Here is a 23617-nt window from a genome sequence, read left to right on the forward strand (position 1 = left end):
CGGACCCTGTCCCGTGCCGCGCGCCGGTGCGCCTTGTTAGGAGGGGGCCCTTTTAGTACACGAGGCGTTAATAAGGTGCCCTTCCTTACACCTCAGCCGCGGCGGGCGCGGGGGGTGCGCGCGGGGGGCGCGGCGGGTGCGGGCGCGGCGGGTGCGGGCGCTGCCGCCGCGTTGAGGCGGCGTGCGGCCCACGGGGTGATCACGAAGCCGCGCTTGACGGTGAGCAGTTGCACTCCGGCGGTCCACGCCTGGATGCCCTCGATGCCGGCGAGGGTCTTGGTGGTGAACTCGAAGACGTCGGCGTGGCTGGGCAGGATCACCTCGCACATCAGCGACTCCTGCCCGAGGGTGGCCGCCACGTACCGCACCCCGCGCAGCGCCGCCAACTCGCGCGCCACCGTGTCCAGCCGGGCCGGCGCCACCGACAACCAGAACAGGATCTCCGCCTCGAAGCCCAGCGCCGCCGCCGGCACCAGCGTGATCACCTGTACGCAGCCCGCCTGGTACAGCGCCTCGAAGCGGCGGCGCACGGTGCTCTCGCTGACCCCCAGTCCCATGGCGACGGCCTGGAAGCTGGCCCGCCCGTCGGCCCGCAGCGCGGCCACGATCCGCTCGTCCAGCTCGTCCAGGTGGGTCGCCGAGCAGTCGTGCACCGGGGGCGGGCCGGCGAGCTGCGCGGCACCGCCGAGCAGGTGCTGGCTCCACTCGTGGGTGGCCTTGTACGTGTGCAACTCCAGGTCGGCGACGCTGCCCTGCACCCCCGGGATGGTCTGCAACCCGTCCAGCAGCACCCCGTGCATGCTGGTGCCCTTGGGCACCAGCACCTCGGCCACCAGGTCGTAGACGCCGGTGACCAGGGCGACGAAACGTACCTCGGGCATCGCGGCGAGGGCCTGCGCGGCCGGCAGTTGGCTCCCCGGGGTGCAGCGGATCCGTACGATCAGCAGGTCCGCCGGGCCGCCACCGCCGGGCTGCGGCACGGCCGCGACCTTCACCATCTCGTCGGCCAGCAGTTGCTGGGCCCGGCGCGCCACGGTGGTCACCGACGTGCCGGTGAGCTGGGCGATGTCCGTCCAACTCGCCCGGCCGTTGACCTGGAGCGCGGCGACGATACGCCGGTCGGTGGGATCGAGATCGTACATGTCGATGGGCATCATGCCGCAGTCGCCGGCAGTTCCGCCAGGAACGCGCGGACCACCGCCTGGAACCTTTCCGCCTCCTCCACTTGCGGCGAGTGTCCGGAGTGCTCGAAGACGACCAGCCGGGCGTCCGGGACCAGCGACGCGATGGTCTCGCTGCACGCCACCGGGGTGATCCAGTCGTGCCGGCCGACGGTGACCAGGGTGGGGCAGCCGATCCGGGGCAGCAGCGGCTTGATGTCGTAGTTCGGCTGGTTGACGGCGAAGGCGAAGTTGTGGGTGGCGTACCGGTAGGGAGTGTCCTCCACCCGCTGCCGGACCTTCGCCCAGTCGAGGTCGTGGTCGTAGAGGGGCAGGATCTCCGCCCAGCAGTCCTTCAGGTCGGCGTCGTCACGGACCGTGCCGGACATGATCCGGTCGAGCTTCGCCCGGTCGATCTCCACCCGGGATGACGCCAGCGCGTTGCGCAGCGCCAGCTCCTGGTTGGCGTTGTCGGCGGCGGTGTCGCGCAGCACCAGGCCGGCGACCCGGTCCGGGTAGCGCAGCGCGTACTCCATGGCGATGAAGCCGCCGTACGAGCCGCCGGCCATGATGATCCGGTCCACGCCCGCCCAGGCGCGCAGCCCGTCCACGTCGGCCGCCCACTGCTCGTGGGTGAAGGGCGGGTGGCCCTCGCTCGCCCCGGAGCCCCGGGCGTCGAAGACGATCACCCGGTACGCGTCGGCGAACGGCGCGAAGGAGGCGCGCGGTTCGGCCATCGAGCCCAGCCCGGGAGCACCGTGATGAACGATCATCGTGGGCCGGTCGGGGGCGTCGCCGAGCACCTCGACGTTGAGCCGGTTTCCGTTGATCTCCACGAACATGTCAGTCAGGCTCCGATCACGATGTCGGCGAGGTCACGGGGGTATCCGGTGAGCCGGCGCGGGCCGTCCTCGGTGACCAGCACGGTGTCCGAGATGCGGTAGCCGGCGTGGCCGGGTACGTAGATGCCGGGCTCGCTGGAGAGGACCATGCCGGGCTCCAGCACGGTGTCGTCGCCGTCGGCGACCCACGGCGGCTCGTGGAAGCCCAACCCGATGCCGTGGCCCTGCCGATGCCGCAGGAACTGCGCCAGCCCGGCCCGGCGGACCACGTCCAGGCAGATCCGGTTCGCTTCCGCGCAACGGGTGCCGGGCCGTAGCGCCTCGGTGCCCACCTCCTGTGCCCGGCGCACCACCGAGTAGTAGCGGCGCTGCTCGGCGGTGGGCTCGCCGAGCAGGAACGTCCGTTCGCTCTCCACGAACCGGCCGCCCACCGCACAGCCCAGCGAGAGCATGAACGGCTCGCCCCGGCGCAGCCGGTCGCCGCCGGGCAGCCGGTGCGGCTGGGCCGAGTTCGGGCCGCCGTAGACCAGCCCGCCGGTGAGCATCGGCACGACCACCACGTCGTCGTGTTCGGCGTACATCGTCGCGGCGCCGAACCGGGTCACCTGGGCGGCGAGTTCGGTCTCGGTGGGCAGGTCGTCGTCGCTGGCGGCGGCGACCAGCCGGACGCCCTCGGCGAGCATCGCGTCGGCGATCCGGGCCGCCTCGGTGTGCAGCGTGACCTCCTCCGGTGTCTTGCGCAGTCGCAGCCGCCCGACCAGGTCGCAGGTGACCGTCTCGGCGCCGGTGAAGGCGGTGGCGACGGCGGCCACCCGTCCGGTCGAGGTGGACGCCGCGTGCCCGATCCGGCGCAGCCCGCCCGCGGCGTCGGCCAGCAGCGCGAACGGGCTGCGCTCGCCGGGGAACTCCGGATAGACCACCAGGCGGGCGGCGGCCCGCTGGTCGGCCGCGTACTCCCGCTCCAGGTCCGGCACGAGCAGCAGCACCTCGCCGTCGCGCGGCACCAGCGCCACCACCGGGCGCTCGTTGGGAAAGTGCGCGAATCCGGTCAGGTACGCCACGTCCAGCGGGTCGTCGAGCAGCAGCGCGTCGAGCCCGGCCTCGTCCAGGCCGGCGCGGACCCGGTCGTGCAGCGCGGGGTAGAAGGTGGGCGGCAGTCGCACCGGTCGGTCACCTCGTCCGGGGGTTGCGGGCGTCGTTGTATGCCACGGCGAGCAGGGTGGTGGCCACCACGAGCAGCAGGATGGCCAGGGAGGGGAAGAGCGTGGTCCACCACGCGGTGGCCAGCGATCCGGACCGCTGGGCCTGGTGCAGGATCGCCCCCCAGGACCAGCTGTTCGGGTCGCCCAGGCCGAGGAAGGAGAGCCCGGCCTCGGAGAGCACCGCCCGCGAGGTGGTCAGCACCACCGACACCGCGATGACCGGCGCCACCCCGGGCAGGATGTGCTTGCGGATGATCCACAGGTGCGAGCCGCCGATCACCCGGGCCGCCGAGACGTACGGCATCGGCACCACGGCCAGCCCCTGCGAGCGCACCACCCGGGCCACCTCCGGCCAACTGAACAGCGCGATCACCACGACCAGGGTCGACACGCTCGGTCCGGCCAGCGCGGCGACCAGGATCATCAGCGGCAGCACCGGCAACGACAGGGAGAGGTCGACGATCACACCGAGCAGGGCGTCGGCGTACCGGAAGTAGGCGGCGGCGACACCGACCAGCACCCCGATCAGGATCGCCAGCACGCTGGCCGCCAGGCCCACCACGATGCTGACCCGGGTGCCCCAGACCACCTGGGCGAAGACGTCCCGCCCCAGGTCGTCGGTGCCGAACCAGTGGGCGGCGCTGGGGCCGGCGAGCACGTCCTCGCCGTACCCGCTGGGGTAGTCGGCGATCAGGCCGGCGCCGGCCGCGACCGCGATGAGCACGATCAGCACGGCGGCGCTGGCCAGGCCGAGGGGGTTGCGCCGGAACGCCTGCCAGGTCTGCTGGGCCACCGACTCCGACGGCGGCAGCGCCGCCGTGGCGCCGGCGGCGGGGGTCAGGGGGATGGTCATGCGGTCCGTACCCTCGGGTCGAGCAGGCCGTACGCGATGTCGGTGAGCAGATTGGCCACGATCACCGCGAAGGCGAGCATCAGGAAGGCGCCCTGGAGCACCGGGAAGTCGAGCTGGCCGACCGCCTCGAAGATGCTCCGGCCGACGCCCGGGTAGGCGTAGATGGATTCGGTGAGCACCGCGCCGCCGACCAGGAAGCCCAGTTGCAGGCCGACCAGCGTGGTGGTGGGCAGCAGGGCGTTGCGCAGCGCGTGCCGCCAGACCACCCGGCGCTGCGGCATGCCCTTGGCTCGGGCCAGCGTGCAGTAGTCCTCGCCGAGCGCGTCGATCAGCGTGCTACGCAGCGTCAGCACGTACGAGCCGAGCTGCACCAGCACCAGCGACAGGCAGGGCAGGATCAGGTGCACGGCGATGCTGCCCCAGGCGGCCAGCCCGGTCGCGTCGCCGTCCATCGCGCCGCCGATGGGCAGCAGACCGAGTTGTACGCCGAAGACGTACAACAGGAAGACGCCGATGCTCGGCACGAAGAGCGACTGGCCGGTGATCCCGCCGACCTGGATGAACCGGTCCAGGCCGCTCTTGGCGTGGGTGGCGGCGAGCACGCCGAGCGGGATGCCGAGCGCGACGGTCACCGCGAGCGCCGAGCCGGCCAGCAGCAGCGTCCACGGCAGCCGTTCCAGCAGGATGTCCAGCACCGGCTGGTTCTGCCGGAACGACATCCCGAGATTGCCCTGCGCGAGCTGGGTCAGGTACTCCCAGTACTGCACGCCGAGCGAGCGGTCCAGGCCGTAGTCGGCGAGCAGCTTGGCGCGCAGCTCCTCGGTCATCCCCGGGTCGGCGATGGCCAGCGCCGGGTCGCCGGGCAGCAGGCGCAGCAGGAAGAAGGTGACGGTGACCGCGAACCACATGGTGAGCAGGCCGCGCAGTACGCGGCGCAGGAGAAAGCGGATGCCGGCGGGCACGGTGCCTCCCTCGGTGCTTCGGGTGCCGGTCGGTTCGGCCGAAAGTGTTAAGAGGGGCCCCCTGCTCTACCGCAGGCGTTAACAGGGGGCCCCTCCTTTCAGCCGGCGGTGGCTTGGGCCAGGGACTGGGGGTTGACGATGGAGAGCAGCTCGCTGGGCTGGACCAGGAAGTTCGACCACTGCGCCGAGTGCGCGAAGGTGAACTCCTCGACGTAGAGCACGTTGTCGTACACCTGGTCGCTGATGATCTTCGCGGCGGCCTGGATGGCGGTCTTCTGCGACGGCTGGTCCAGGTAGGACCGGGACTCGTCGATCAGCTTGTCCAGCGCCGGGTCGCAGGCGTTGGCGTAGTTGATGAAGCCCTCGCACTTGAACGCCAGGGTCAGGTTGGCCGGCGGGTTCTCCATGATCGCCCAGGAGCCGGCGTAGATGTCGAAGTCCCGCTCCTTGGTCTTGGCCAGGTAGGTGTTGCGCTCCAGGCCCTCCAGCTTGATGTCGATGCCGGCCTCCTTGCCGGAGTCGCGCACCAGCTGGGCCCACTTGGCGATGTTCGGGTCGGCCTGGTCGTAGATCATTCGCAGGCTCAGCCCGTCGAAGAGCCCGTCACCGTTGCCGTCGGTGAAGCCCGCCCCGGTCAGCAGCTGCCTCGCCCGCGCCGGGTCGTACGCGTACTCGGTCGCCGAGGTGTCCTGCCACTGCTTGAGGGTGGGGGTGAGCACCGAGGAGTTGGACGACACGGCCGAACCCTGCAACGCCACCCGGCGGATCGCCTCGTAGTCCACCGCCGCGGCCAGCGCCTGCCGCACCTCCAGCTTGTCCAGCGGCTTACGGGCCAGGTTGTACTGCATGTGTGCCCAGCCCAGCGAGGGGACCTTGACCAGCTTGAGCTTGCTGTCGCCCTCCAGCGTCTTGGCCAGCGCCGGGGGCAGCGCGTTGGCGATCAGATCGATCTCACCGTTACGCAGCGCCAACGCCTCGGTGTTGACGTCCGGGAAGACCCGGAACACCACCTCGGCGGTCTTCGGGCCGCCCTCGACCAGCGGGTAGTTCTCCACCTTCTTGAGCACGTACCGCTGGCCGCGTTCCACGCTGGTCAACTGGTACGGGCCGGCGGAGACCCAGTCCGTGTCGTTGGCGAACTCGGCCACCTTGCCGACCTTGCTGAACACGTGCTCGGGCACGACCGGCATCCAGAAGCCGACGTTCTCCAGGAACGTGCCGTCGGGCTCGGCGAGGGTGAACTCCACCTCGGTCGGCGAGAGCGCGGTGGCCTGCTGGAATGCCGGGATCAGGCCGGCGACCACGCCGATCTTCTCTGCGGCGATGGCCTTGATGGTGAAGACCACGTCGTCGGCGGTGACCTTCTCCCCGTCGGTCCAGGTGAAGTCGTCGCGCAGGGTCACCTTTGCGCTCTTGCCGTCCGGCGCGTACGCCCACTCGGTGGCCAGGTACGGGGTGCGGGCGCCGTCGAGGCCCATCCCCATCAGGCGCGGGTACATCAGGTTGGTGACCCAGGTGTCGGTGCGGCTGTTGCCGACCAGCGGGTTGTAGTTGACCACGTCGGCCGTGGTGCCGATGGTCAACCGTTGGGCGTCGCCGGAGCCGCTGCCGGCGTCCGGGTCGCTGGGTGAGCAGGCGGTGGCCAGCCCTATCGAGAGCAGCCCCACCGCGATGGCGAGGGTACGTGTTGTGCGGCGCATCAGTGCCAGACCTCCTCTAGAACGCGCAGGATGTTGCCCCCCAGGACCTTGCTGATCTCGTCGTCCGAGTAGTCGTGGCCGACCAGCCAGGCGACGATGTTCCAGTAGCACTCGGCCGGGTTCTCCAGGCCGTCCACGTAGGGCACCCGGGGGTGCTCGACGTGCCCGTGCGCCTCGGCGATGGACAGGTGCGCCGCGAAGGTGTCGTGCAGCCCGACGTGGTCACCGAAGAGGGTGTCCGGGCCGAACGCCACGTGGTCGATGCCGACCAGGTCGACGCAGTGGACGAAGTGGTCCATCACCGACTCCAGGCTGTGCCGGGGGTGGGCGGCCGAGAGGGTGGTGTGCGGTGCCGCTTCCAGCCCGATCACCCCGCCGCGCTCGGCGCAGGCGGCGATCACGTCGTCGGGCTTCATCCGGTTGGTCGGCCAGACCGTCCGGGAGCCGGCGTGGGTGATGAAGATGGGCTTGCTCGATGCGGCGACCACCTCGGCCGAGGTGCGGTCGCCGGAGTGGGAGATGTCGATGGCGATGCCGAGCCGGTTCATCCGGCGGACGGCCTTCTCGCCGAAGTAGGTCAGCCCGCCGTCGTTGCGTTCCTTGAGGCCGCTGCCGAGAGTGTTGGCCTCGCTGTAGGCGATGCCCATCTGCCGGACGCCGAAGCCGTAGAGCATGTCCAGCCGGTCCAGCTCGTTCTCGATCATCGTGGCGGCCTCGGTGGCGAGCACCAGACCCATCCGCCCGGTCTCGTGCGCGTACCGGATGTCGGCCAGCTTCTCCACCTTGATCAGGAAGTCCTGGTGGGCCACGTCGGAGAGGCGCATTCCCAGGTCGGCGATGACGTCGGTCCACTTCCAGCCCATCTGGCTGGTCACGCAGCAGGTGCCGTCCATCAGGTTGTCGAAGACGGCGGTCATGCCGGAGCGGGCCAGCCCGGCGTAGCCGGTGTGGTGGCGGGCGGTGCGGTTGTAGTCGACGGTCTCCCGGATGTTCTCCGGGAAGACCGAGGGATGGTCGTGCAGGGAGATCACGATCTCGTCGGTGAGCAGCCGGGCGACCCGCTCGCGCTGCCCGTCGGAGAGCGCGCCGCCCTGGTACGCGGGCACCCGGCCGATCTCCGGCGCCAGCTTGAACTCCCGGTAGTCGGTGCCGGCCTCCAGGTAGCTGTAGGACGTGTACCCGGTGTAACGCGGCGCGGGGTCGAGCACGCGCTTCTCCCTTCATGTCGGTCGGCCGTCCCGGGGGTGGTGGCGGGAGAATCCGTCATCCGTTGCTGGGGGCGATGCCGAATCTCGGCGATGTGGAACGAGAGATTGCCAGGATCAGTCACGACGTGTCAATATGCAGAACAACTTCGGCGTGAATCCCGGGGATCGCGCCAGAAATCGTTACCTGCCGAAATCAGCTTGAAATCAGGGGGCCGGGATGGCTCGACGGTCAACAGGCAGCACCCTCGACGCGACGACCGGGCACCAGCCGCCCGCCGACGCGCTGCGCGTACGCGGCCTCGACGTCACCTTCACCACCCGACGCGGCGACCTGCCCGCGGTACGCGGCGTCGACCTCGACATCGCCGCCGGCGAGGTGCTGGTGCTGCTCGGCGAGTCCGGCTCCGGCAAGTCGGTCACCGCCCGCGCCGTGATGGGGCTGCTCGACGGCCCCGGCGTACGCCTCGACGCCGCCGAGATCCGGGTCGCCGGACACGACATCGCCAGCGGCCACCCCGAGGACGTACGCCGGCTGCGCGGCAGCACCATGGCCCTGGTCTTCCAGGACGCGCTCTCCGCCCTCAACCCGGTGCTCTCCATCGGCGACCAGCTCGGCGAGGTCTTCCGGCTGCACCGGGGCGCCTCCCGTCGACAGGCCCGCGCCGAGGCCGTGGAGCTGCTCCGGCTGGTCGGCATCCCCGCACCCGACCGCCGGGTACGCGACTTCCCGCACCAGTTCTCCGGCGGCATGCGGCAACGCATCCTGATCGCCATGGCCGTGGCCCTCGGCCCCCGGCTGCTCATCGCCGACGAACCCACCACCGCCCTCGACGTCACCGTCCAGGCGCAGATCCTCGACCTCATCGACCGGCTCCGCGCCGAACTCGGCATGGGCGTCCTACTGATCACCCACGACCTCGGCGTCGCCGCCGAACTCGCCGACCGGGTGGCCGTCATGTACGCCGGCCGGATCGTCGAGACCGGCACCGTCGCCGAGATCCTGGACGCGCCGGCCCACCCGTACACCGCCGCCCTGCTGCGCTCCGTACCCGACCTCGCCGACCCCGGCGAAGCGCTGCGGCCCATCCCCGGCAGCCCGCCCAACCTGGCGGCGCTCCCCACCGGCTGCGCCTTCCACCCGCGCTGCCCCCGCGCCGACGACACCTGCCGGCAGACCCGGCCGCCCCGCCGCCCGCTGGCCCGCGCCGGACGGACCGCCGCCTGCCACCACGCCGAGGAGGGCATCGATGCCACCGTCTGAGCCAGCCACCGGCCCCCGGCCCCCGGCGGCACGCCGCGCCGGTGAGCCGCTGCTGGTCGCCACCGGGCTGCACAAGACCTACCGGGCCGGCCGGGGCATGGGCCGCACCGCCCGGGTACACGCCGTGGACGGCGTCGACCTCAGCGTCGCCGCCGGAGAGACCCTCGGCGTGGTCGGCGAGTCCGGGTGCGGCAAGTCCACCCTGGCCCGGATGCTGGTCGGGCTGGAACGCCCCGACGCCGGCAGCGTCCGGTACGCCGGAGACGACGTCGCCACCGCCCGGGGCACCCGCCACCGCGCCCTGCGCCGGGCCGTGCAGATGGTCTTCCAGGACCCGCTGACCTCGCTCAACCCGCGCCTGACCGTGCTCGACCTGGTGGCCGAGCCACTCGACGTGCACAAACTCACCCGGGGCGCCGCCGCCCGCCGCGACCGGGTCGGCGAACTGCTCGACCTGGTCGGCCTCGCGCCCGACATGATGCACCGCTTCCCACACGAGTTCTCCGGCGGCCAGCGGCAACGCATCGGCATCGCCCGCGCCCTGGCCACCGAGCCCCGCGTCGTGGTCTGCGACGAACCGGTCTCCGCACTCGACGTCTCCGTGCAGGCCCAGGTGGTCAACCTGCTCGCCGAACTCCAGCGCCGGCTCGGGCTCACCCTGGTCTTCATCGCCCACGACCTCGGCGTGGTCCGGCACGTGTCGCACCGCGTCGCGGTCATGTACCTCGGCCGGCTCGCCGAACTCGGTCCCGTCACCACCGTCTACCAGCAGCCCGCCCACCCCTACACCCGGGCGCTGCTCGGCTCGGTGCCCGTGCGGCACCCCGCCGAACGCGGCCGGCAACGGGTCACTCTCGCCGGCGACCCGCCCAGCCCGGTCGCCCCGCCACCCGGCTGCCGGTTCCACACCCGCTGCCCGGTCGCCCAGGACATCTGCCGGCACAGCGAACCACCCACCGTCACCGACACCGCCGGCCGCCTCGCCGCCTGCCACTTCGCCGACGGCGCGCCGGTGGCCGTCGGCTGACCCGTACGCTGTCGGGTTATGGCCGCAGACCTGCTCGGCCCGGCGGAGCTCCGGGACCTCGCCGCCCGGCTCGGCGTCGCGCCCACCAAGAAGCTCGGCCAGAACTTCGTGCACGACCCGAACACCGTCCGCCGGATCGTCACCACCGCCGGGCTCACCCCCGACGACGTGGTGCTGGAGGTCGGCCCCGGGCTCGGCTCGCTCACCCTCGCCCTGCTGCCCGCCGCCGCCCACGTGCACGCCGTGGAGATCGACCGGACGCTGGCCGGCGCCCTCTCCGACACCGCCGTCCGGCACGCCGGCCCGGACGCCGCCCGGCTCACCGTGCACCACGCCGACGCACTCCGGCTCACCGCCGCCGACCTGGCCGACCCGGCGCCGACCGCACTGGTGGCGAACCTGCCCTACAACGTCGCCGTGCCGGTGGTCCTGCACCTGCTCGCCGAGTTGCCCAGCCTCCGCCACGGCCTGGTGATGGTGCAGAAGGAGGTCGCCGACCGGCTCGTCGCCGGCCCCGGCTCCAAGGTGTACGGCATACCGTCGGTCAAGCTCGCCTGGCATGCCCGCGCCCGTGCCGCCGGGAAGGTGCCACCCAACGTGTTCTGGCCGGTGCCCAACGTCGACTCCGGCCTGGTCGCCTTCACCCGCCGCGAACCACCCCGCCCCGACGTACCCCGGGAGCAGGTCTTCGCCGTGGTGGACGCGGCGTTCGCGCAGCGCCGCAAGACGCTGCGCGCCGCCCTGGCCGGCTGGGCCGGCGGCGCGGACCGGGCCGCTGCGACGCTCACCGCCGCCGGGGTCGACCCCGGCGCGCGTGGCGAGTCACTCACCGTCGAGCAGTTCGCCGCCGTCGCCGCGTCGGCCCCGAGCCGTACGCCGGCCGCGCAGTAGGCTGACGCCGACGCCGGAACCGGCCGCCGACCCCGCCGAGGAGCTGATCGTGGACAAGCCGTCCGACACCCCTGCCCGGGACGTCCTGTCGTGACCGAGGCCTGGCGACCGGAGGACGACGAGGAGCGACGCGGAGCCTACGGACCGGTCCGCGTACGGGTACCCGCCAAGGTCAACCTGCACCTGGGGGTCGGCCCGCTGCGCCGGGACGGCTACCACGAGCTGAACACCGTCTACCACGCGATCTCGATCTACGACGAGCTGACCGCCCGCCGAGGTGACACCCTCACCCTCACCATGGAGGGCGAGGGCACCGGGGAACTGGCCCTCGACGACACCAACCTGATCATCCGGGCGGCCCACGCCCTCGCCGGGTACGCGGGCGTGATGCCGCACGCCCGCCTGCACCTGCGCAAGCAGATCCCGCTCGCCGGCGGGCTCGCCGGTGGCAGCGCCGACGCCGCCGCCGCACTGGTCGCCTGCGACGCGCTCTGGGGCACCGGCCTGTCCCGCGACGAACTGGCCGGCATCGCCGCCGACCTCGGCTCGGACGTGCCCTTCCTGATCCACGGCGGCACCGCGCTGGGCACCGGCCGGGGCGAGGCGGTCAGCCCCGTCCTGGCCCGCCCCACGTCCTGGCACTGGGTGGTCGCCATCGCCGAGGGTGGGCTCTCCACCCCGCAGGCGTACCGGGAACTCGACCGGCTCCGCGAGACCGGCGCCGCCGGGCCACCGCTCGGCAGCACCGACGCGCTGCTCGCCGCCCTCCGGCAGCGCGACCCCCGGATGCTCGCCCCCACCCTCGGCAACGACCTCCAGGACGCCGCCCTGGCCATGCGCCCCTCGCTGGCGGCCACCCTGAAGGCCGGCGAGGCCGCCGGAGCGCTCGCCGGCATCGTCTCCGGCTCCGGCCCGACCTGCGTCTTCCTCACCGCCGACGCCGCCGATGCCGAACGCGTCGCCGCCGAGCTGGAAGCCGCCAGCGTGTGCCGCCAGGCCCGCACCGCCCACGGCCCGGTCCACGGCGCCCGCGTCACCTGACCCGAAGCGCGGTCCGCGTACCCTGGAGGGCCAGGCGTCCGCAGGTGCCCGTTGGCACCCGGACGCCTTGATCATGGAGGGTGGGGTAGTGGCCAACATCGTCAACCTGGACCGGGTCTCCAAGGGCTACGGCGCGGCCGGGCCACTGCTCACCGAGGTGTCACTCGGTCTGGACGACGCGGACCGGATCGGTGTGGTCGGGCTCAACGGCGCCGGCAAGTCCACCCTGCTGCGGCTGCTCACCCGCACCGAGGAACCCGACGACGGGCGCGTCACCCACCGCCGCGACCTGCGGGTGCTCTGGCTGCCGCAGAACCTCGCCCTCAGCCCCGAGGCCACCGTCCGCGACGTCGTCCTCGGCACCGGATGGCTCGCCGAGGGCATGGGCGCCGAGCACGAATGGGCCGGCGACGCGGGCGTACGCGCCATCCTCGACGGGCTCGGACTGCCCCACCTCGGCCTCGACACCCCGGTCGGGCCGATGTCCGGTGGTGAACGCCGCCGGGTGGCGCTGGCCGCCCTGCTGGTCCGCGACGCCGACCTGCTCATCCTCGACGAGCCCACCAACCACCTCGACGTCGGCGGCGTCGACTGGCTGGCCCGGCACCTGCTCGACCGCAAGGGCGCCCTGGTCGTGGTCACCCACGACCGCTGGTTCCTCGACGCGGTCTGCACCACCACCTGGGAAGTCGCCGACCAGACCGTGCGCGCCTACGAGGGCGGCTACGCCGCCTGGATTCTCGCCCGCGCCGAACGCGAGCGGGTCGCCGCCGCCACCGAGGCCCGCCGGCAGAACCTGCTCCGCAAGGAGATCGCCTGGCTGCGCCGGGGCCCGCCGGCCCGCACCTCCAAGCCGAAGTTCCGCATCGACGCCGCCAACGCGCTCATCGCCGACGTGCCGCCGGCCCGCGACACCATGTCGCTGCAACGGCTGGCCACCGCCCGGCTCGGCAAGCAGGTGTACGACCTGGAGGACGTCCGCCTGCACGCCGGCCCCAAGACCATCCTCGACCACGTCACCTGGCAGGTCGGCCCCGGCGACCGGGTGGCCATCCTCGGCGCCAACGGCGCGGGCAAAACCACCCTGCTGCGGATGCTCGCCGGCATCACCCGCCCCGACGGCGGCCGGCTGATCACCGGCAGCACCGTACGGCCCGCGTTCCTCTCCCAGGAACTCGCCGAGCTCCCCAGCGAGCTGCGCGTGCTGGAAGCCGTCGAGGAGGTCGCCCGGCGGGTACGCCTCGGCGACCGGGAGATCTCCGCCGCCCAGCTCGCCGAGGTGTTCGGCTTCGACGACCGGCGGCTCTGGACCCCGGTCGGTGACCTCTCCGGTGGGGAGCGCCGCCGACTCCAGATGCTGCGGCTGCTCGCCGGTGAGCCGAACGTGCTGCTGCTCGACGAGCCCACCAACGACCTCGACACCGACACCCTGGCCGCGCTGGAGGACCTCCTCGACTCCTGGCCCGGCACCATCGTGGTGGCCAGCCACGACCGCTACCTCATCGAGCGGGTGGCCGACGTGGCGTACGGCATGTTCGGCGACGCCCGGCTGGTGCACCTGCCCGGCGGGGTCGAGGAGTACCTCGCCCGTACCGCCGGCCGCCCCGGCCCCGGCCGGACCGCCACTCCTGCGGGTGCCGCGCCGAGCGCCCCTGCGGCGCAGGGCGGGATGAGCGCCGCCGAGGCCCGGCAGGCCCGCAAGGAGCTGACCCGCCTCGAACGGCAGGTCGGCAAGTTGGAGCAGAAGGAGGCCGCGCTGCTCGACCAGCTCGCGGCAAACGCCACCGACTACACCCGGGTCGCCGAGCTGGACGCCCAACTCCACCAGATACGGGCCGAGCGGGAACAGGTCGAGGAGGCCTGGCTCACCCTGGCCGACGAGATCCCCGCCGGCTGAGAAAACCCCGCGCGGTTCCCCGACCGTCTCTGAACCCGCTCGGCGGCGACACCCCGACCAGGGGCGCGTGCCGACCCGCAGGGACCCCGTGTGCGGCGTCACACCACCGTGTGCGGGAGAATCGCCGACGACCCCCCACCCAACGGCGTTGGAGACACCGACATGGCCCACACCCCCGTCAACCACCCCGCGCGGCCGATCTACCGGGCGATCGGCGGGCTGACCGGTCTGTACCTGGTGGTCTTCGGTCTGCTCGGCCTCATCGCCAGCTCCGGCGACCCGCTCTTCGCCCAGAGTGACACCCAGGCCCTGGGGCAGGGCACCAACCTCGGCTTCTCGCTGTTCAGCGCCGTGGCCGGCGCTCTCGTGCTGGTCGGCACGGCGATCGGCCGCAACCTCGACGTGCTGATCAACCAGTGGATGGCGTACCTGATCATGGTGGTCAGCCTCGGCGGGCTCGCCTTCCTCCGCACCGAGGCCAACATCTTCAACCTCAGCGTCGCCACGGTCGTCGTGCTGATGGTGCTCAGCATGGTGCTGCTGATGGCCGGCATGTACGGCAAGGTCGGCAGCGACGACGAGCACGAGGCCTGGCAGAAGGCCCGGCTGGTGCTCTGAGGTCCTGCTGCCGGATTCGTCCGAGGTTTTCGCCGGAGCCCGAACCGCTCCGGCGAAAACCCTGCCGCGACCACCGGCGCGGGGGACAATTGTCCGGATTGTTGTCGTTGGCGTGGAGGAGTCATGCCGCACTTTCCGGTGAACCACCCCGCGCGGCCGATCTACCGGGTGCTCTCCGGCCTGATCGGGCTCTACATCCTGATCTTCGGCGTCTGGGGCACCGCACTCACGGTGGGCGGACCCCTCTTCGGCCGGAACGGTGACTGGGCCCTTGGGCTCCGCACCAACCTGGCCTTCTCGCTGGTCTCCATCGCCTTCGGGATCGTGCTCATCGTCGGCGCCTCCCGACGCGGCAACCTCGGCCACTACATGAACCTGACCGCCGGCGCCGTCTTCCTGATCACCGGCACCCTGATGATGTCGGTGCTACAGACCCCCGCCAACTTTCTGAACTTCTCCATGTCGACCGTGGTCGTCTCGATGATCTTCGGCCTGATCCTGCTCGGCACCGGCCTGTACGACAAGGTCGGCCCGCCCGAACACGCCGAGGCCGAACGCAACCGTCGTTACCACCCGGTCGCGGAGATCCACCGCCGCCACTGACCGGCCGACCCACGGGGGACCGGTCAGCGGCCGCTGGCGGTGATCAACCCGGGCTTGGCCTCCAGATGCGACAGTCCGTTCCAGGAGAGGTTCACCAGGTGCGCGGCCACCGTCTCCTTGCGCGGCTTGCGCACCTCCAACCACCAGCGGCCGGTCAACGCGACCATGCCCACCAGCGCCTGCGCGTACAACTCCGCCAGCTTCGGGTCGTACCCCCGGCTGGAGAACTCCGCGCCCAGGATGTGCTCCACCTGGTGCGCGACGTCGTTCATCACACTGCTGAAGTTGCCGGTCGCGGAGAGCACCGGCGACTCCCGCACCAGCACCCGGAACCCGCTCGTCTCCTCCTCGATATACCCGAGCAGGGCCAGCGCCGCCTGCTCCAGCAACTCCCGCGGATGGCCCGCGGTCAGCGCCGTGGTGATCCGGTCCAGCAGCGACCGGACCTCCCGGTCCACCACCACCGCGTAGAGCCCCTCCTTGCCGCCGAAGTGCTCGTAGACCACCGGCTTGGAGACCTTGGCGCGGGCCGCCACCTCCTCGATCGAGGTGGCGTCGAAACCCCGCTCCGCGAAGATCTGCCGGCCGATCGAGATCAGCTGCTCGCGCCGCTGCGCCGCCGACATGCGTACCCGGGAGGTGGGTTTGGCCGACGCGGCGGGAACCGCCCGTCGCCGTCGCCTGCCGCCCTCGTCGCTGGGAACCTCGGCCATCTCGGCACCTCGCTGGCGCTCGGGAACGCCCTGTCGTGGGATGCTGCTGCCTGCGTTCTGCCCGGTCACCCGAACATACTGCCAGGTAACTTGCCGGAGGGCTGCCCGGTTAGCGCTACGCCGCCGCCTGGTCGGCCGGCTTCACCAGCTTCGCCGCGATCCGCTCCGGCTTCGGCCAGCGGACGTCATACGCCGCGCCGACCTTCTCGAACAGCCAGATCACCCGGGCCGAGATGTCGATCTGACCACGCAGGACACCGTGACGCGCGCTGGTCGGGTCGGCATGGTGCAGGTTGTGCCAGCTCTCCCCGAAGGAGAGCAGCGCCAACGGCCAGAAATTGGCCGCCCGGTCGCCGTGCCGCATCATGAACGGCCGCTCGCCGTACACGTGACACACCGAGTTGATCGACCAGGTGACGTGGTGCAGCAACGAGATGCGGACCAGGCCGGCCCAGAACAGCGCGGTCAGCGCACCCTGCCAGGACCACGTCAGCAACCCGCCCATCAGCGCCGGGCCGAGCACCGAGACGGCGGCCAGCACCGGGAACAACCCGTCCATCCGCCGGATGTCCCGGTCGGCCAGCAGGTCCGGGGCGAAGCGCTCCCGGTTGGACAACTCACGGCCGAACAGCCAGCCGACGTGCGCGTGGAACAGCCCCTTCGTCAGGCCCCGCAGCGTGGAACCGAACCGCCACGGCGAGTGCGGGTCCCCCTCCAGGTCGGAGAAGGCGTGGTGACGCCGGTGGTCGGCCACCCACTGGATGACGTCGCCCTGCACGGCGAGCGAGCCGGAGGTGGCCAGCGCGATGCGCAGCCAGCGCTTCGCCTTGAACGAGCCGTGGGTGAAGTAGCGGTGGTAGCCGACCGTGATGCCCAGGCCGGACAGCACGTACCAGAACGCCGCGATGCCCACGTCGACCCAGCTGAGCCACCCGCCCCAGGCCACCGGCACGGCGGCGACGAGCGCCGCGAACGGGATCACCACGAAGGCCCAGAGCGCGATCAGGATGCCCCGGGACTGGGCGCCCTGGGTGAGGGGTTTCGGGCCGGCCGGATGAGGGTCGATCAGGGCGGTGGACATGGCACCTCGCAGGGGACGGGTGGGAACGCGAATCTACGCCTACGTCACCGTAACTTACGGGCCCGGAAGATCACATCAGACAGTGACGTGAACGAATGCCCGGAGTGTCGTACCCTCGCCCTAACCTGCACCCCATGACCGATTTCGACGCCGCCGACGTGCGCCGCCTGCGTACCGAGGAGCAGCTTTCCGTCCGCGAGATCCGGGCCCGTACCGGTCTTGGCCGCAACCGGGTCTACGAGCTGCTGCGTGGTGTCCCACCGCCGGAGCGGACCCGGCGGCCCAATGCCAAGGACGAGCTGCGCGCCGCGGCCGTGGCGCTCCGGTCGACCGGGCACTCGGTGCCGGAGATCGCCGGGCGGCTGGGGGTGAGCAGGTCGACGGCCTACCTCTGGGTGCGGCACGTCCCGCTCGACGACGAGGCCGGGGAGGAGCTTGCGCGTCGCCGGGCCCACTCGAAGGCAATGACCGAGGCCCGGTGGGCGGCGCACCGGCGCGCGCGAGACGAGGCACGGGCCGAGGCTCACGAGTCGGCCGCGAAGGTCGTCGGCCGACTCGGTGAGCGGGACCTGTTGCTGCTCGGCGCGGCCATCTACTGGTGCGAGGGCGCGAAATCGAAGCCGTGGCGTCGGTATGACCATGTGCAGTTCATCAACAGCGACCCGGGGCTGCTCTCGCTCTTTCTGCGTTTCCTCGAGACCTGCGGGATCGACCGCGCGGTGCCGACCTACCGGGTGAGCATCCACGAGACGGCCGACTCCGCCGCGGCGGCCGAGTGGTGGGCGGGCGAGCTGGGGCTTCCTGCGCACCGGTTCCAGCCGGCCAGCCTGAAGAGGCACAACCCCGCTACCCTGCGCCGCAACACCGGCGAGGGCTACCACGGCTGTCTCGTGATCAATGTGCCGCGTAGCCGCGAGCTCTACTGGCGGATTGAAGGTATGATCGCCGAGCTGTTCCGGTCCGTGGCAGAGCACGCGAGCATGGATTGACGCGGGCGTTGCGGCTTGACATAGCAATGGGGTGTGGGGTAACGGCAACCCGCAGGCCTTTGGAGCCTTGAGCTCCTGGTTCGAATCCAGGCACCCCAGCAGCTGCTGGATGTTCCGCCGATCCTCGTGGCCGTGCCAACTGGGCTGGATTGTCTGGTTAGCATGGCCGCGAGACTGTCCGCGTCCCGACGGGAGCCACGTCGTGTCCGAGCCGTATCCCCGCACCGTCGTCGTGCTTGCCGCCGGTGAGGGCAAGCGGATGAAGTCCTCACTGCCCAAGGTGCTGCATCCGCTGCTCGGCCGGACGCTGCTCGGTCACGTGCTCGGCGCGGCCGACCCGCTTGCGGCGCAGCGGACGATGGTGGTGGTCGGGCACGAGGCGGACCAGGTCCGGGCACATCTGGCCGAGGTCGCCCCGGGGGCCACCGCGGTGCTCCAGGCCGAGCAGCTCGGCACCGGGCACGCGGTGCGGATCGCGCTGGAGGCGGCGCCGGAGGCGACCGGCACCGTGGTGGTGCTCAACGGCGACGTGCCGCTGCTGCGCCCGGAGACGGTCGCCGCGCTGGTGGCGGCGCACGAGAGCGAGGGTGCGGCGGCGACCGTGCTGGCCGCGGAGGTACCGGATCCGACCGGGCTCGGTCGGATCGTGCGGGACGCCTCGGGGCGCCTGGAGCAGATCGTCGAGCAGCGTGACGCCACCCCCGCCCAGCTGGCGGTCCGGGAGATCAACGCCGGCATCTACGCGTTCGACGCGGTCCGGCTGCGGAACACGCTCGGCAAGCTCTGCACGGACAACGACCAGGGCGAGGAGTACCTGACCGACGTGTTCGGGCTGCTGGTCTCGGCCGGCGAGCCGGTGGGCGTGCACCTGGCCGACGACCACACCGAGACGCTCGGCTGCAACGACCGGGTGGAGTTGGCGGCGTTGCGGCGGCTGCTCCGGGACCGGGTCAACGAGCGCTGGATGCGGGCCGGGGTGAGCCTGCTCGACCCGGAGACGACCTGGATCGACGTGACCGCGGTCCTGGACCGGGACGCGGTGGTGGACCAGAACACCCAGTTGCGTGGCGCTTCGGTGGTCGGCAGCGGTGCGGTGGTCGGGCCGGACGTGACGTTGGTCGACACGGTGGTCGGTCCCGGCGCGACGGTGCTGCGCAGCCACGCGGTCGGTGCCGAGGTCGGCCCGGGGGCCAGCGTCGGGCCGTACGCGTACCTGCGGCCGGATGCGCGGTTGGCGGAGAAGGCGAAGGTCGGCACCTTCGTCGAGGTGAAGAACTCGGAGCTGGGCGCGGGCGCCAAGGTGCCGCACCTGTCGTACGTGGGTGACGCGACGATCGGGGCGCGGGCGAACATCGGCGCTGCGACGATCTTCGTGAACTACGACGGGGTGAACAAGCACCGCACGGTGGTCGGCGAGGCGGCGTTCGTGGGCTGCGACACGAACCTGATCGCGCCGGTCGAGGTGGGTGCCGGGGCGTATGTGGCGGCGGGCAGCGCGATCAGCAAGGACGTGCCGCCGGGCGCGCTCGGGGTGACCCGGGCGCCGCAGCGCAGCGTCGAGGGGTGGGTGGCGCGCAGGCGGCCCGGCACGGCTTCGGCGGCGGCGGCCGAGCGGGCCCTCGGGGGCGCGCAGGGTGCGCCTGCTGTGACCTCGGCCGCAAGTGAAGGTGAGGCAATCCACGGCACCGCCGAGTCGGTGGGCGGGGCGTCTGGGTCGGGAGATACTGCAACCGAATAGTCCCCGGCCGACCACCACCGTGGGCCGGGTACCACCGACCAAAACGGGAGCAGACGGGCCCATGGGCAGCATCGTCGCCGAAAACCGCAAAAGCCTGATGCTCTTTTCCGGACGTGGCTTTCCGGAGCTGGCCAAGGAGATCGGTGAGGTGCTCGGCGTCGCGCCGACACCGGCCGACGCGTACGAGTTCGCCAACGGCGAGATCTTCGTACGGTTCAAGGACTCGGTTCGTGGTTCGGACGCCTTCGTGGTGCAGTCCGTCACGCACGGGGTGAACACCTGGGTCATGGAGACCCTGATCATGATCGACGCGTTGAAGCGCGGTTCGGCCAAGCGGATCACTGTCGTCCTGCCGTTCTATCCGTACGCCCGGCAGGACAAGAAGCACCGCGGCCGGGAGCCGATCTCGGCGCGGCTGGTCGCCGACCTGCTCAAGACGGCGGGGGCGAACCGGATCCTCACCGTGGACCTGCACACCGCGCAGATCCAGGGCTTCTTCGACGGGCCGGTGGATCACCTCTTCGCGATGGACATCCTGGCCGAGTACGTGGAGCGCAAGTACGCGGGCCGGCCGATGACCGTGGTCGCGCCGGACTCGGGGCGGGTGCGGGTGGCCGAGCGGTGGACCGACCGCCTGGGTGGCTGCCCGTTGGCGTTCATCCACAAGACGCGGGATCCGTTGAAGCCGAACCAGGTGGTGGCGAACCGGGTGGTCGGCGAGGTCGAGGGTCGGGTCTGCCTGATCGTCGACGACATGATCGACACGGGCGGCACGATCTGCAAGGCGGCGGACATCCTGAAGGAGTCGGGGGCGGCGGACGTGATCGTGGCGTCCACCCATGCCCTGCTCTCCGACCCGGCCACCGAGCGGTTGAAGAACAGCCCGATCAGCGAGGTGGTGGTGACCAACACGCTGCCGCTGCCGCCGGAGAAGCAGCTCGACAAGCTGGCCGTGCTCTCCATCGCGCCGCTGTTGGCGCGGGCGATCCGGGAGGTGTTTGACGACGGCTCGGTGACCACCCTCTTCGGCGGGCTGAGTTGACCGCTGCGCGGGTCTGAGCGCTGTTCCGCGGGTGGGTCGGCCGCTGTGGCCGGCCCGCCCGCGGGCCGCTCCGGAGCGGGGGTGCGCATCTTGACGGGGACTGCTGCAACTCCGCAGAACTGCTCGGGTAGACTGGTGCGGTTGCCACGGCGAGGGTGCCCTGCGGGCCGCTGAGAAGCGCCGCACGGAGGCACCGTGATCGACGCGGTGCTCCGGGCAGTCTTCTGACGCATGAGCCCCTGCGAGCCCCCCGCCCAGCACCGCCAGACGACAAGCTGCCGCAGCGAAGCATCAGGAGTTTCCCCGTGTCCGAGGTAAAGATCAGCGCCGAGCCCCGTACCGAGTTCGGCAAGGGTGGTGCCCGCCGTACCCGCCGGGCCGGCAAGGTGCCCGCCGTGCTGTACGGCCATGGCGAGAAGCCCAAGCACATCGCGTTGCCGGCCCGCGAGTTCGCGGCGGCGATCCGTAACGGTGGCGCCAACCAGCTGTTGGCGATCGAGATCAGCGACGGTACCCAGGCGCTGGCGCTGCCGAAGGCGATCCAGCGTGACCCGATCAAGGACACGTTCGAGCATGTCGACCTGCTGTTGGTGCGCCGGGGCGAGAAGGTCACCGTCGAGGTGCCGGTCCAGCTGACCGGTGAGGCGGGCAAGGACACGCTGATCGTGCACGACCACGACACCCTCTCGGTGATCGCCGAGGCGACCCGGGTGCCGGATCACCTGGAGGCCTCGATCGAGGGCGCCGAGCCGGGTGTCCAGGTCACCGCTGCCGATGTCGAGCTGCCGGCCGGCGTCGAGCTGGCCGTCGACCCGGAGCTGGCGGTCGCCACGGTCACCGCCGCGCCGACCGCCGAGCAGCTTGAGGCGACTCTCCCCGAGGTCGAGGTGGCCGAGGAGGAGATCGAGGCCGGGGTCGGCGAGGAGACCGCCGAGTCGTCCGAGGGCGCCGATGCCGGCGAGCCGGCCGCCGCGGGTGGCGAGGAGAGCGCCGAGGCGAAGGCCGAGGCCTGATCGGTCCGCAGGCTTGTGCGACAGGCGTCCCCGGGTTCCCCGGGGGCGCCTGTCGGCTTAGGGCGACCGGCGATAGGGCGGTGGAGGCGAGGCGGGTCCTGGCCGAGGATGGCAAGGCGGCCGGAGGAGGCCGTGCCGGTGTTGCGTGGCCGGCGACGACAACGCCGCCAGCCGCAGTGCCAGGGCGCGCCGCAGTTCCGCCAGCCCCGTCGCCGGTCGCTCTTGGAGACTGTCGGAAACAGCGCGGCGGCTGCGGCGGGCCCAGAGGACGGCCGGTGGCGGTCCGGGCGGGACGGCGGAAGGGATGACGGTGACGGACGAGACCGGGCCGTGGCTGGTGGTCGGCCTGGGCAATCCGGGTCGGGAGTACGCGGCCAACCGGCACAACGTCGGGTTCATGGTGGGGGACCTGTTGGCCGGTCGGCTGGGCGCGAGGTTCGGCCGGCACCGGCGGGCGGTGGCGGAGGTCGCCGAGGGGCGGCTCGGCTTCGGCGGCCCGCGGCTGGTGCTGGTGAAGCCGTTGACGTACATGAACCTTTCCGGCGGCCCGGTGGCCAGCCTGGCGCAGTTCTACAAGGTGTCGCCGGACCGGGTGATCGCGGTGCACGACGAGCTGGACATCGGCTACGGCCAGCTGCGGGTGAAGTGCGGTGGCGGCGAGGGCGGGCACAACGGTCTGCGGTCGATGTCGAAGTCGCTGGGCACGAAGGACTACGTGCGGGTGCGGTTCGGGGTCGGCCGGCCGCCGGGGCGGCAGGATCCGGCGGACTACGTGCTGTCGGATTTCGGTTCGGTGGAGCGCAAGGAGTTGGACTTCCTGGTGGATCGGGCCGCTGACGTGGTGGAATCCGTGGTCACCCGGGGTGTGGAGCCGACGCAGAACCTTTACCACGGGGGCTGAGGGGCGGGAGTGGGAGCATGAGCAGTCCACCGATGATCGACGGCGCGTTCGCGCGGTGGTTGGCGGATCGGGCCGGTCAGGCGCTGGTGGGCCTGCGGGCCGAGATGGGGTTCGCCGATTCCGGTGCGTTGAAGTCGGCGGGGGACAAGATCTCGCATGACCTGATCCGGACCGAGCTGGCCCGGTGGCGTCCGGGTGACGCGGTGCTCTCCGAGGAGGACGAGGGTTCCCGGCTGGCGTGGGCGGCCGAGGTGAACGCGGCGGCGGTCTCCCGGCTGACCGCGGACCGGGTGTGGATCATCGATCCGTTGGACGGTACGCGGGAGTTCAGCGAGCAGGGGCGTACGGACTGGGCGGTGCATGTGGCGCTCTGGGCGCGTAACGCGTCGACGGCACACGGTCTCGTCGCGGGTGCGGTCGGGCTGCCGGCCCAGCACCGGGTGTTGGGGACGGACCATCCGCCCGCGTACCCGCCGATGACGCCGGAGGCGGCGAGCGTGGCGGGTGCCCGGCGGCTCCGGCTGGCGGCCAGCCGGAGCCGGCCGCCGGTGTTCCTGACCGACCTGGCCGAGGAGGTCGGGGCGCAGTTGGTGCCGATGGGCTCGGCCGGGGCGAAGATCGCCGCGGTCATCACCGGTGAGGTGGACGCGTACATCCACGCCGGTGGGCAGTACGAGTGGGATTCGGCGGCGCCGGTGGCTGTGGCGACGGCCACCGGGCTGCACGCTTCCCGGATCGACGGTTCTGCGCTGAGATACAACGAGGCGGATCCGCGTCTGCCTGATCTGTTGGTGTGCCGCAAGGATCTCGCCAGCCGGTTACTTGCAGCGCTGCACCGGCATTGCGGGTAGCCTGGCGCTACTTTCTGACATCCC

22 protein-coding genes and 1 tRNA gene are annotated in these 23617 nt (G+C 71.7%); 14 read left to right on the plus strand and 9 right to left on the minus strand.

The window, feature by feature from the left end; translation table 11 throughout:
• Window positions 1-92 precede the first annotated feature (92 nt).
• The 7 genes from ACQPYA_RS04510 to ACQPYA_RS04540 form a co-directional block, all read right to left on the minus strand.
• Window positions 93-1142 (minus strand): Lrp/AsnC family transcriptional regulator, encoded by a 1050-nt coding sequence (locus ACQPYA_RS04510; RefSeq protein ID WP_433531380.1) that lies wholly within the window; start codon window positions 1140-1142, stop codon window positions 93-95.
• Window positions 1143-1153: 11 nt separating this feature from the next.
• Window positions 1154-2002 carry an alpha/beta fold hydrolase gene (locus tag ACQPYA_RS04515; RefSeq protein ID WP_433531381.1) on the minus strand — a complete coding sequence of 283 codons (849 nt, stop codon included), beginning with the start codon at window positions 2000-2002 and terminating at the stop codon, window positions 1154-1156.
• 5 nt (window positions 2003-2007) lie between these two features.
• Window positions 2008-3165 carry a M24 family metallopeptidase gene (locus tag ACQPYA_RS04520; protein WP_433531382.1) on the minus strand — a complete coding sequence of 386 codons (1158 nt, stop codon included), beginning with the start codon at window positions 3163-3165 and terminating at the stop codon, window positions 2008-2010.
• Window positions 3166-3172: 7 nt separating this feature from the next.
• Window positions 3173-4057 carry an ABC transporter permease gene (locus tag ACQPYA_RS04525; RefSeq protein ID WP_433531383.1) on the minus strand — a complete coding sequence of 295 codons (885 nt, stop codon included), beginning with the start codon at window positions 4055-4057 and terminating at the stop codon, window positions 3173-3175.
• Entirely contained in the window at window positions 4054-5019 is a 966-nt protein-coding gene (locus ACQPYA_RS04530) for an ABC transporter permease (RefSeq protein WP_433531384.1), read from the minus strand. Before ACQPYA_RS04530 ends, ACQPYA_RS04525 begins: the two co-directional genes overlap by 4 nt.
• 98 nt (window positions 5020-5117) lie before the next feature.
• Window positions 5118-6719, minus strand: a complete 1602-nt coding sequence (locus tag ACQPYA_RS04535; protein WP_433531385.1) for an ABC transporter substrate-binding protein — start codon at window positions 6717-6719, stop codon at window positions 5118-5120.
• Window positions 6719-7927 (minus strand): dipeptidase, encoded by a 1209-nt coding sequence (locus tag ACQPYA_RS04540; RefSeq protein ID WP_433531386.1) that lies wholly within the window; start codon window positions 7925-7927, stop codon window positions 6719-6721. The genes ACQPYA_RS04535 and ACQPYA_RS04540 overlap by 1 nt, the downstream gene beginning before the upstream one ends.
• Window positions 7928-8144: 217 nt before the next feature.
• Between ACQPYA_RS04540 and ACQPYA_RS04545 the strand changes: the two genes are divergently transcribed.
• The 7 genes from ACQPYA_RS04545 (at window position 8145) to ACQPYA_RS04575 (ending at window position 15265) form a co-directional block, all read left to right on the plus strand.
• Window positions 8145-9188: an ABC transporter ATP-binding protein gene (locus ACQPYA_RS04545; RefSeq protein WP_433531387.1), complete on the plus strand. Its 1044-nt coding sequence runs from the start codon at window positions 8145-8147 to the stop codon at window positions 9186-9188.
• Window positions 9175-10215 carry an ABC transporter ATP-binding protein gene (locus ACQPYA_RS04550; RefSeq protein ID WP_433531388.1) on the plus strand — a complete coding sequence of 347 codons (1041 nt, stop codon included), beginning with the start codon at window positions 9175-9177 and terminating at the stop codon, window positions 10213-10215. The genes ACQPYA_RS04545 and ACQPYA_RS04550 overlap by 14 nt, the downstream gene beginning before the upstream one ends.
• An 18-nt stretch (window positions 10216-10233) precedes the next feature.
• Window positions 10234-11106 carry a 16S rRNA (adenine(1518)-N(6)/adenine(1519)-N(6))-dimethyltransferase RsmA gene (rsmA, locus tag ACQPYA_RS04555; protein ID WP_433531389.1) on the plus strand — a complete coding sequence of 291 codons (873 nt, stop codon included), beginning with the start codon at window positions 10234-10236 and terminating at the stop codon, window positions 11104-11106.
• 90 nt (window positions 11107-11196) lie between these two features.
• Window positions 11197-12147 carry a 4-(cytidine 5'-diphospho)-2-C-methyl-D-erythritol kinase gene (locus tag ACQPYA_RS04560; RefSeq protein ID WP_433531390.1) on the plus strand — a complete coding sequence of 317 codons (951 nt, stop codon included), beginning with the start codon at window positions 11197-11199 and terminating at the stop codon, window positions 12145-12147.
• An 88-nt stretch (window positions 12148-12235) separates the two neighbouring features.
• A complete protein-coding gene (locus tag ACQPYA_RS04565) occupies window positions 12236-14044 on the plus strand; it encodes an ABC-F family ATP-binding cassette domain-containing protein (protein ID WP_433531391.1) in 1809 nt (602 codons plus the stop codon).
• Between the two features lie 162 nt (window positions 14045-14206).
• On the plus strand, window positions 14207-14662 hold the full coding sequence (locus tag ACQPYA_RS04570; RefSeq protein ID WP_433531392.1) for a DUF4383 domain-containing protein: 456 nt from the start codon (window positions 14207-14209) through the stop codon (window positions 14660-14662).
• Between the two features lie 123 nt (window positions 14663-14785).
• Entirely contained in the window at window positions 14786-15265 is a 480-nt protein-coding gene (locus tag ACQPYA_RS04575; RefSeq protein WP_433531393.1) for a DUF4383 domain-containing protein, read from the plus strand.
• 23 nt (window positions 15266-15288) lie between these two features.
• Here ACQPYA_RS04575 and ACQPYA_RS04580 read toward each other — a convergent pair whose 3' ends face one another.
• The gene (locus tag ACQPYA_RS04580; RefSeq protein ID WP_433531394.1) at window positions 15289-15978 is read right to left on the minus strand and encodes a TetR family transcriptional regulator; all 690 of its coding nucleotides are present in this window, start codon (window positions 15976-15978) and stop codon (window positions 15289-15291) included.
• Window positions 15979-16093: 115 nt separating this feature from the next.
• Window positions 16094-17059, minus strand: coding sequence for an acyl-CoA desaturase (locus ACQPYA_RS04585; protein ID WP_433531395.1), 966 nt, complete (start codon window positions 17057-17059; stop codon window positions 16094-16096).
• Between the two features lie 134 nt (window positions 17060-17193).
• Between ACQPYA_RS04585 and ACQPYA_RS04590 the strand changes: the two genes are divergently transcribed.
• The 7 genes from ACQPYA_RS04590 (at window position 17194) to ACQPYA_RS04620 (ending at window position 23593) form a co-directional block, all read left to right on the plus strand.
• Complete coding sequence (locus tag ACQPYA_RS04590) at window positions 17194-18048, plus strand: helix-turn-helix domain-containing protein (RefSeq protein WP_433531396.1); 855 nt, start codon at window positions 17194-17196, stop codon at window positions 18046-18048.
• A 27-nt stretch (window positions 18049-18075) separates the two neighbouring features.
• Window positions 18076-18147: transfer RNA gene (locus ACQPYA_RS04595), tRNA-Gln, on the plus strand.
• A 160-nt stretch (window positions 18148-18307) separates the two neighbouring features.
• Window positions 18308-19786 (plus strand): bifunctional UDP-N-acetylglucosamine diphosphorylase/glucosamine-1-phosphate N-acetyltransferase GlmU, encoded by a 1479-nt coding sequence (glmU, locus tag ACQPYA_RS04600; RefSeq protein ID WP_433533375.1) that lies wholly within the window; start codon window positions 18308-18310, stop codon window positions 19784-19786.
• 61 nt (window positions 19787-19847) lie between these two features.
• A complete protein-coding gene (locus ACQPYA_RS04605; protein WP_433531397.1) occupies window positions 19848-20828 on the plus strand; it encodes a ribose-phosphate diphosphokinase in 981 nt (326 codons plus the stop codon).
• 305 nt (window positions 20829-21133) lie between these two features.
• Entirely contained in the window at window positions 21134-21841 is a 708-nt protein-coding gene (locus ACQPYA_RS04610; protein ID WP_433531398.1) for a 50S ribosomal protein L25/general stress protein Ctc, read from the plus strand.
• 310 nt (window positions 21842-22151) lie between these two features.
• Complete coding sequence (pth, locus tag ACQPYA_RS04615) at window positions 22152-22742, plus strand: aminoacyl-tRNA hydrolase (RefSeq protein ID WP_433531399.1); 591 nt, start codon at window positions 22152-22154, stop codon at window positions 22740-22742.
• A 17-nt stretch (window positions 22743-22759) separates the two neighbouring features.
• Window positions 22760-23593, plus strand: a complete 834-nt coding sequence (locus ACQPYA_RS04620; protein ID WP_433531400.1) for an inositol monophosphatase family protein — start codon at window positions 22760-22762, stop codon at window positions 23591-23593.
• The last annotated feature ends 24 nt before the right edge of the window (window positions 23594-23617 follow it).

Source organism: Micromonospora sp. CA-263727, assembly GCF_050942455.1.
Taxonomy (GTDB): domain Bacteria; phylum Actinomycetota; class Actinomycetes; order Mycobacteriales; family Micromonosporaceae; genus Micromonospora.

What these genes read in the sequence shown, in the direction of transcription:
- ACQPYA_RS04550 (WP_433531388.1), top strand. Translation starts at nt 9,175, where the DNA reads ATGCCACCGTCTGAGCCAGCCACCGGCCCCCGGCCCCCGGCGGCACGC.
- ACQPYA_RS04605 (WP_433531397.1), top strand. Translation starts at nt 19,848, where the DNA reads ATGGGCAGCATCGTCGCCGAAAACCGCAAAAGCCTGATGCTCTTTTCC.
- ACQPYA_RS04525 (WP_433531383.1), bottom strand. Translation starts at nt 4,057, where the DNA reads ATGACCATCCCCCTGACCCCCGCCGCCGGCGCCACGGCGGCGCTGCCG.
- ACQPYA_RS04545 (WP_433531387.1), top strand. Translation starts at nt 8,145, where the DNA reads ATGGCTCGACGGTCAACAGGCAGCACCCTCGACGCGACGACCGGGCAC.
- ACQPYA_RS04510 (WP_433531380.1), bottom strand. Translation starts at nt 1,142, where the DNA reads ATGTACGATCTCGATCCCACCGACCGGCGTATCGTCGCCGCGCTCCAG.
- ACQPYA_RS04570 (WP_433531392.1), top strand. Translation starts at nt 14,207, where the DNA reads ATGGCCCACACCCCCGTCAACCACCCCGCGCGGCCGATCTACCGGGCG.
- ACQPYA_RS04620 (WP_433531400.1), top strand. Translation starts at nt 22,760, where the DNA reads ATGAGCAGTCCACCGATGATCGACGGCGCGTTCGCGCGGTGGTTGGCG.
- glmU (WP_433533375.1), top strand. Translation starts at nt 18,308, where the DNA reads ATGAAGTCCTCACTGCCCAAGGTGCTGCATCCGCTGCTCGGCCGGACG.
- ACQPYA_RS04515 (WP_433531381.1), bottom strand. Translation starts at nt 2,002, where the DNA reads ATGTTCGTGGAGATCAACGGAAACCGGCTCAACGTCGAGGTGCTCGGC.
- ACQPYA_RS04575 (WP_433531393.1), top strand. Translation starts at nt 14,786, where the DNA reads ATGCCGCACTTTCCGGTGAACCACCCCGCGCGGCCGATCTACCGGGTG.
- ACQPYA_RS04590 (WP_433531396.1), top strand. Translation starts at nt 17,194, where the DNA reads ATGACCGATTTCGACGCCGCCGACGTGCGCCGCCTGCGTACCGAGGAG.
- rsmA (WP_433531389.1), top strand. Translation starts at nt 10,234, where the DNA reads ATGGCCGCAGACCTGCTCGGCCCGGCGGAGCTCCGGGACCTCGCCGCC.
- ACQPYA_RS04585 (WP_433531395.1), bottom strand. Translation starts at nt 17,059, where the DNA reads ATGTCCACCGCCCTGATCGACCCTCATCCGGCCGGCCCGAAACCCCTC.
- ACQPYA_RS04580 (WP_433531394.1), bottom strand. Translation starts at nt 15,978, where the DNA reads ATGGCCGAGGTTCCCAGCGACGAGGGCGGCAGGCGACGGCGACGGGCG.
- ACQPYA_RS04535 (WP_433531385.1), bottom strand. Translation starts at nt 6,719, where the DNA reads ATGCGCCGCACAACACGTACCCTCGCCATCGCGGTGGGGCTGCTCTCG.